Raw genomic sequence first — 7,126 nt, forward strand, 5'->3', positions numbered from 1 at the left:
AAATGGGAAAAAATTCAAGTTGTATGTGATGGTAAAATAGCCGGGACTAGAAATGATTATATTGGATGTTGCTAAGTAAATACTTCCCTATCAATTTTTATTGATAGGGAAGTAATTTTTATTTAGAGTATATTTTTATAGTCTAAAGTAACTAAATAAAGGGTGAATCGAAAATGTTTCAAGAAATATACAAAAAATTTTTTATTACAGTTATTATATCAATGAAAGTAATCAAAACAATACATAAAATTTCACCTCTATACTTATTTATAACTGTAGCACTTACAATTTTTTCAGGAATTTCCCCATTAGTTCTCATTTATATTTCACAAAATCTAATCAATTCAATAGTTAGTGATGTACAAAATAATTGGATAACAATACAACCTTTCATATATCTAGCTATCCAACTTCTATATTTGTTTTTTGAGAAAACCTTATTTCACTTTGAAAAGATTTTTAGTTATCGAATGTTACAGCAGGTTGAATATTATTTTAAATATAACATTTATGAAAAGTCTATTGATCTATCATTAATTTTTTTTGATGATCCTGAAAACTATAATACATTAATAAAGTCGACTTCAAGTATGGGAGAAAGAAGTTGTGAACTTATTAGAAATATATTTTCAACCATACAAGCCAGCATAACAATTACTAGCTTTTTAGTTGCATTGATGTATATCCATTGGGGCCTTGCTTTAAGTATGATATTAATTGTAATAATAGTAGCCATCGTCAATACAAATGTAGCAAAGAAAAATTATAATCAATTTCTTGATCAAATTCTAAGGATAAGAAAACTGGAGTATATAGAAGGGTTATTTAGAGGTAAAGAAGTTGCAAAGGAAATGAAAATTTTTAATCATGGAAGATATATTGTTACAAAGTGGAAAAATCTTTATTGGGAATGTGCAGATGAAAAATATGAACTTGAAAAAAATACAAATAAGAAGTTGTATGGTACAATTTTTTTTCAAATTTGTTGTAACTCAGTGTTTATAGGTATCTTAATCTTTTATACGGTCAATAAAAAAATTAATATTGGACAATTTGTAGCATTATTACAAATGATATCTTCCTCTATTGGTATTACTAATCAATTATCAACATCTATTGGTTCAATATATAGAGAATCCCTTTTTGTGTCGGAATTTTTTGAATTCAAAAAGAGATATTTAAATGATTCAAATAATGAAGTGAAAATAAACTACGATCCTACACTTTATAAAAATATTAAAATTGATGTACATAATATTTCATTTAAATATCCAAATCAAGATTACCTTGTCATTAATGATATTTCTTTTGAAATCAAACCTGGGAGTAAAGTAGCTATCGTTGGTAGAAATGGTGCTGGGAAAAGTACTTTAATTAAATGTTTGACAGGCTTATATAATGTTTCAACTGGCCAAGTATTATATAATAATATGCCAGTTACAAATGAGGTAAGGCAAAAAACAGTCAGTGCAATATTTCAAGATTTTTGTAAGTACGAAATGTCTTTCTTAGAAAACATTTGTTTTACTAATAGTATAAAAGATGCGGACTATAGTAAATTGAATGAAGTTACTCATTTATCAGATGCCAATACAATATTAGAGAAATATAATATGGGATACGAAAACTTAATAGGGCCAACTTTAAATGGAAAAGATCTATCAGGTGGAGAGTGGCAAAAGATAGCTTTAAGTAGGGCTATGTATAAAGATAGTGAAATTATTATACTTGACGAGCCAACAGCAGCTTTAGACCCAATAAGTGAGGCGAAAATTATTGATAAATTTTATGAAATATCTGAAGGGAAAACTGCAATTTTTGTAACACATCGCTTGGGAAGTTGTGTAAACGCCGACCTTATCTTGGTACTAAAGGATGGCAAACTTGTTGAAAAGGGTACACACTCTCAATTATTAAACTTAAATGGTGAATATACAGAACTATTTAATATGCAAGCCAAGTGGTATAAGAAAGAATCTAATCTTCAAAAAAACTGATCACGGTTTTTTGTTAAATTTCTAAATAGGGTGTTTTCACACCAGTTATCTAACTACATCCTCCGGCAACAGGAAAAGTAGTAGCGAATTGATTAAGTATAGCGGGAGACATATTTGTTTTATCTTTTTGCAATGCTGAAAATAGAAAGATGCTTACAATGTTTTAAATAAAAATTCGATTGGTCAACGAAAAGAATGCCAATCATGTACTTTTCCCATCGGCATAAGTACATGATTGGTATTTGTCATATATACATTAATATTGCTAAGTCTTTACTACGAGCAGAATACTTTATTTCATTCTTTTTTCCCTTATAGTTTGGTCTTGTAATCGTAGTTGTTCATTTGTTAGTTGATGAACAATCATCTGGATTGGGATTTGATCAGTCATTCCTACATAAGCTTTCGATATTTCGCATGTTTGTCTAGAATGAAAAGAGCTCATAAAAAACGTTATTATTCATGTACTTCTTCATATATTTTAACCACACTTATTTTTGGTATGTGGTTAAAACTAGTTTTTAAGAAGCATATGTTTTAGCAACTGCAGAAATTCTGTATCACTTTTATCATCTTTTATATAATCCTGTTCGTAGTTAAAAATCATTCGTACTAACATAAAAGCTGTAAGTGGTAATGGTACCTTATGCAAAGCTCCTTGCTGATAACCTTTTTCGAGTAAATTACTTATCATGTTAATTGCTTCTTCTTCAGATTGTTTAAAACAAGTTGTAATTTCAGGTGAATGGTGCTCTTTATATTCTTGAAAGAGTGTAGAAACAAACGGATCTTGATGATATTCTAGGCTGATATAATGAAGAATTTTTTGTATTCGAAGTAAAACATCTTTTTCTTCTTTATATAAATTAAATAATTGTGAGCGTTTAAGCTGAATATGACGCATATAGCAGTCGCATAATATTTGAGTTTTATCTGTATAGTAATAATAAATAGTACCTTTACCAACTTTAGCTGTCTTTGCAATTTCATCAACCGTTGTGTTACGGACACCACGCGTAGAGAACAGTATTGTGGCAGATTGAATGATTTTCATTTTTTTATTTTCTTTTTCTAATTTGATCATTGTCTACACCCTATCCTTGAAATATTTAGCGAAGTTTTCTGTCTTTACATTCTGTATTAGTTCATTTGTAATTTTGTAAATCCTAATAGAAAGTCCTCTATTTGCTTCTTATAGAATAACATACACCATTCTGCATTCTAGTATATAACTATAATAGAATGCAACTTTATAACCGAGGAATAAAGTTTAAAGTTTGAGGTAATAATTTTTTAATCGGACGATGAGAATTCAAGTGAAAGGGGACAGTGATTTATTCCTTGATTGAATTATTTGATTTTTTATTCAATTCATTTTATTATATAAACATGACTAAAAGATGTTTTTAGTCGGATTTTTTTACGGAAAACCGACTGATATTCGATTTTAGTCGGTTCCTATACTATTTGAGAGAAGGTAGACACTATGTGTGGAATTGCAGGGTGGATAGACTGGTCTAAAGACCTGTCTAATGAACAAGAAACGTTAAAAAAAATGACAGATGCTATCATTCACCGAGGACCTGATGCAGAGGGGCATTGGTTTTCAAAACGAGCGGCATTAGGTCATCGACGTCTCATCGTCATTGATCCTGAAGGTGGCCTTCAACCTATGCTGTATAAAGATGGAAATGATACGATTGGCCTTACGTTCAATGGAGAAATTTATAACTATCAAGAATTACGTAAAGAACTTGAGGAGAAAGGTCATAAATTTCAGACCAAGTCGGATACAGAGGTATTACTACACGCTTACTTAGAATGGCAAGAAGATTGTGTTCAACACTTAAATGGGATTTTTGCTTTTGGTATTTGGGATGAAAGATTTGGGAAATTGATGCTCGGTCGTGACCATCTAGGCGTGAAGCCTTTATTTTTCGCTCAAAGGGGAAGCGCAATTCTCTTTGGTTCAGAGTTAAAAGTTTTACTTTCGCATCCACTTGTAGTTGCTGAGGTAGATAAAGAAGGACTTTCTGAAATATTTTGTCTTGGACCAACACGTACTCCTGGTCATGCTATTTTCAAGAATATACATGAAGTGCGTGCTGGCCATTATATGACGTTTACCTCTAATGGCTCGACTACGACACAGTATTGGAAACTTGAAAGTAAAAAACATGTAGATGATATTGATACAACAGTCGAGACAATCCGCTCCATTTTACAAGATACGGTTAAACGTCAGTTAATTGCTGATAAACCAGTGGTATCTATGCTTTCCGGAGGTTTAGATTCCAGTGGTTTAACAGGTTTAGCAGGAAACGAATTTGGGAATAAAGGGGAACGTCTTCATACATATTCCCTGAATTTCATCAATGATGAAAAAGACTTTGAGCAAGACTTCCTTCGTTTTGATCGTGATGAACCTTGGGTGAAACGTGTGGCTGAATATGTAGGAACAAAGCATCATTCTATAGAGTTAGGATCAGATAGTTTAATAGAGTATTTATTAACTCCAATGCGAGCGCGTGATCTACCTGGAGTTGGAGAACTAGAAACGTCTCTTTATTTGCTATTTAAGGAAATGAAGAAAGACGCAACAGTTGCCCTTTCAGGCGAATCCGCAGATGAAGTATTCTCAGGATATCCATGGTTCCATCAAGAGAAGTTTCTAGATGCAGAGATATTCCCTTGGAGTGTTAATTTATGGTATAGTACAGAAATTTTATCAGAGGATTTTAAAGCGAAGATTAGCCCTGAAAAATATCAAAAACAAAAATTTGAAGATGCGGTTGCTGAGGTTCCCTTTTTAGAAGGTGAAAGTGATCTGCAAATGAAGCAACGTCAAATGTCTTACATGTTTATTACACGTTTCTTGCCATTTATGCTAGAACGAAAAGATCGCACAAGTATGATGAATGGCTTTGAAGTACGAGTTCCATTTTGCGATTACCGGCTTGTAGAATATCTATGGAATGTCCCATTCGAAATGAAAAGCATAGACAATATTGAAAAAGGTATTTTACGTCGAGCTTTTGAAAATGTACTTCCAGAGGATGTACGTTATCGCAAAAAAAGTGCATATCCAAGCACTAAGGATGCCTCTTATCTACAAGGTATTAGTGATTGGATGTTACATGTGTTGAACAATCCTGAATCACCTATTTTGCCATTAATTAATGTAGAAAGAGTTCGTGCAATTGCAGAAGGAAAAGACGAAGTAATTTCAGGTAATGATGCACGAGGTATAATAGATTATTTACTTCAAGTTAATAGTTGGCTTCAAGAATATAATATTAAATTAGTATGGTAGATGTAATTTTCAAATAAAGAGAATAGCTGAAACATTAATGACCTAAGTGAACCGCACCTTCAATGTATTAGATAGTTATCTAATACATTGGAGATGCGGTTTTATTATTTTGATTTGCAATAACTCTAATCAGTTAGTAAATTAGAGTCAAATAAATTATATTTTAAAAGTGTATTAGGATCTGCAAAATATATTTTAATATTTCTACCAATAAGTGGCCAACAATTATTTGGAAACCTAATAAATAAATTAAGTGAATTTTAATATGATGAAAACATGGGAACCGTACTGTATGAATCAATTGTCATTGTTGGAGGATATTGATGAAAAGAAGATATGTAGACTTATAGTGAAGGAGCTGAAAAACATGGATTATATAAGTTATTTAAGAAATATGGTTGGACATGAAAAAGTGATTATGGTGGTCGCAGGTTGTTTTGTATTGAATGAAAAGAATGAAGTGCTTCTACAATTACGATCTGATAATGGAAGGTGGGGACACCCTGGCGGATTTATGGAGTTTGGCGAGACAGTGGAAGATACAGCAAGGAGAGAAGTGTTTGAAGAAACTGGTTTGAAATTAGGACATCTTGAATTCTTTAATGTGTATTCTGGAAAAAAATACGAAAGAACGCTATCTAACGGTGATCAAGTTGCCTTAGTGAAATTGACTTATATTTGTAGAGATTTTCAAGGAACATTACATACGGATAACGAAGAAAGCTTACAGCTAAAATTTTTCCCCTTAGACAACTTGCCTGAACTATGGCAGAATCAACAAGAAGTATTGGATGATTTGTTAGAGTATATGGAAAGAAAGAAGTAAATCTTCCTATCGAGTAGACAAAGGAGCCATATGGTTACGCACATTTAGATAATATAAGACTCACCTAAAATTAGAAAAAGGACAAGCCCTGTTATTATGAGGTTTGTCCTTTTTTGATATTATTTTCCTGCCAATAATGAAGATTATAGGTAACAGAGATAATCATTAAACAGCTATATAAGCTAAGGTTTTACACCATCCATAAAGTGAAAAAGGCGTTATCCTTTCTTATGATTCTACAGAAAGAATTGCCTATTTTATATTTCTAGGATAGTTTTAGATACAAAAACACAGAATTTAGCAATCTATACATGACTTAATGTAAAATATATATTGCATTTATGTTGTTAATAATTTAATATATAGAATATGAGATTTATTTTATTAAGTTATCTTTACAAGTGAGGTGTATTTAATATCTGTAAGTAAAGTGAAGATTGCAAGGGTTGAAAAGGTCTGACCCAACAAGAGTTGGCCGATATTGTAAACGTTACACGACAAACCACTAGTTTTATTGAAAGTAATAAATATAACCCTTCTTTAAAACTTTGCATTCATACAGCTAAAACACTAGATAAAAGTTTAGATAAATTATTTTTGGAGGAATTTTAAAATGGAAAAACTAAAAAAATGGTTTTCACTCAGTACACACCCAGATGAAAGAATTCAACAAATCGAAATGAAAATTTGGGCTCAATCTGGAATTATTGTCCTATTTATAGCTTTTGTTGATTTTATAATAAGAGGAGCATATCTACACCGTCCATTTTTAGAATGGGCTGCTTCATTAGCCATTATAATTTGTTATATGATATTCGTTTTTATTAAATCTATTCTAACTGGTGTCTATGAAACGGATATTAATAATAAAGAACAATTAAAAGAAAAATTAAAAGAAAAAATGAGTAATACCTTTATTTTTTGTTTTGTCGCAATAGGTGCTACCACATACAAATATAACTTACCTGAAGATTTCGGTGGATGGTTATC

At 31.3% G+C, this 7,126-nt stretch carries 5 protein-coding genes and 1 pseudogene; 5 read left to right on the plus strand and 1 reads right to left on the minus strand.

Annotated features, from left to right (window positions below):
• Nucleotides 1-173: 173 nt before the first annotated feature.
• The gene (locus MR107_RS28420) at nucleotides 174-1,997 is read left to right on the plus strand and encodes an ABC transporter ATP-binding protein (RefSeq protein WP_242293023.1); all 1,824 of its coding nucleotides are present in this window, start codon (nucleotides 174-176) and stop codon (nucleotides 1,995-1,997) included.
• Between the two features lie 514 nt (nucleotides 1,998-2,511).
• On the opposite strand, the gene MR107_RS28430 is transcribed toward MR107_RS28420, so the two are convergent.
• A complete protein-coding gene (locus tag MR107_RS28430; RefSeq protein ID WP_242293024.1) occupies nucleotides 2,512-3,081 on the minus strand; it encodes a TetR/AcrR family transcriptional regulator in 570 nt (189 codons plus the stop codon).
• Between the two features lie 402 nt (nucleotides 3,082-3,483).
• Between MR107_RS28430 and asnB the strand changes: the two genes are divergently transcribed.
• From asnB to MR107_RS28450, 4 genes and pseudogenes are all read left to right on the plus strand, one after another.
• On the plus strand, nucleotides 3,484-5,310 hold the full coding sequence (gene asnB, locus MR107_RS28435) for an asparagine synthase (glutamine-hydrolyzing) (protein ID WP_242293025.1): 1,827 nt from the start codon (nucleotides 3,484-3,486) through the stop codon (nucleotides 5,308-5,310).
• Nucleotides 5,311-5,677: 367 nt separating this feature from the next.
• Nucleotides 5,678-6,136 carry an NUDIX hydrolase gene (locus MR107_RS28440; protein ID WP_086389415.1) on the plus strand — a complete coding sequence of 153 codons (459 nt, stop codon included), beginning with the start codon at nucleotides 5,678-5,680 and terminating at the stop codon, nucleotides 6,134-6,136.
• A gap of 415 nt (nucleotides 6,137-6,551) precedes the next feature.
• A pseudogene (locus tag MR107_RS28445) lies at nucleotides 6,552-6,748 on the plus strand (helix-turn-helix transcriptional regulator).
• Nucleotide 6,749: 1 nt separating this feature from the next.
• The coding region (locus MR107_RS28450; RefSeq protein WP_368738398.1) for a DUF6773 family protein at nucleotides 6,750-7,126 on the plus strand (377 nt) is incomplete at its 3' end.

Origin of the sequence: Bacillus cereus group sp. BfR-BA-01441 (assembly GCF_022663075.1) — a bacterium.
GTDB classification, from domain to species: domain Bacteria; phylum Bacillota; class Bacilli; order Bacillales; family Bacillaceae_G; genus Bacillus_A; species Bacillus_A cereus.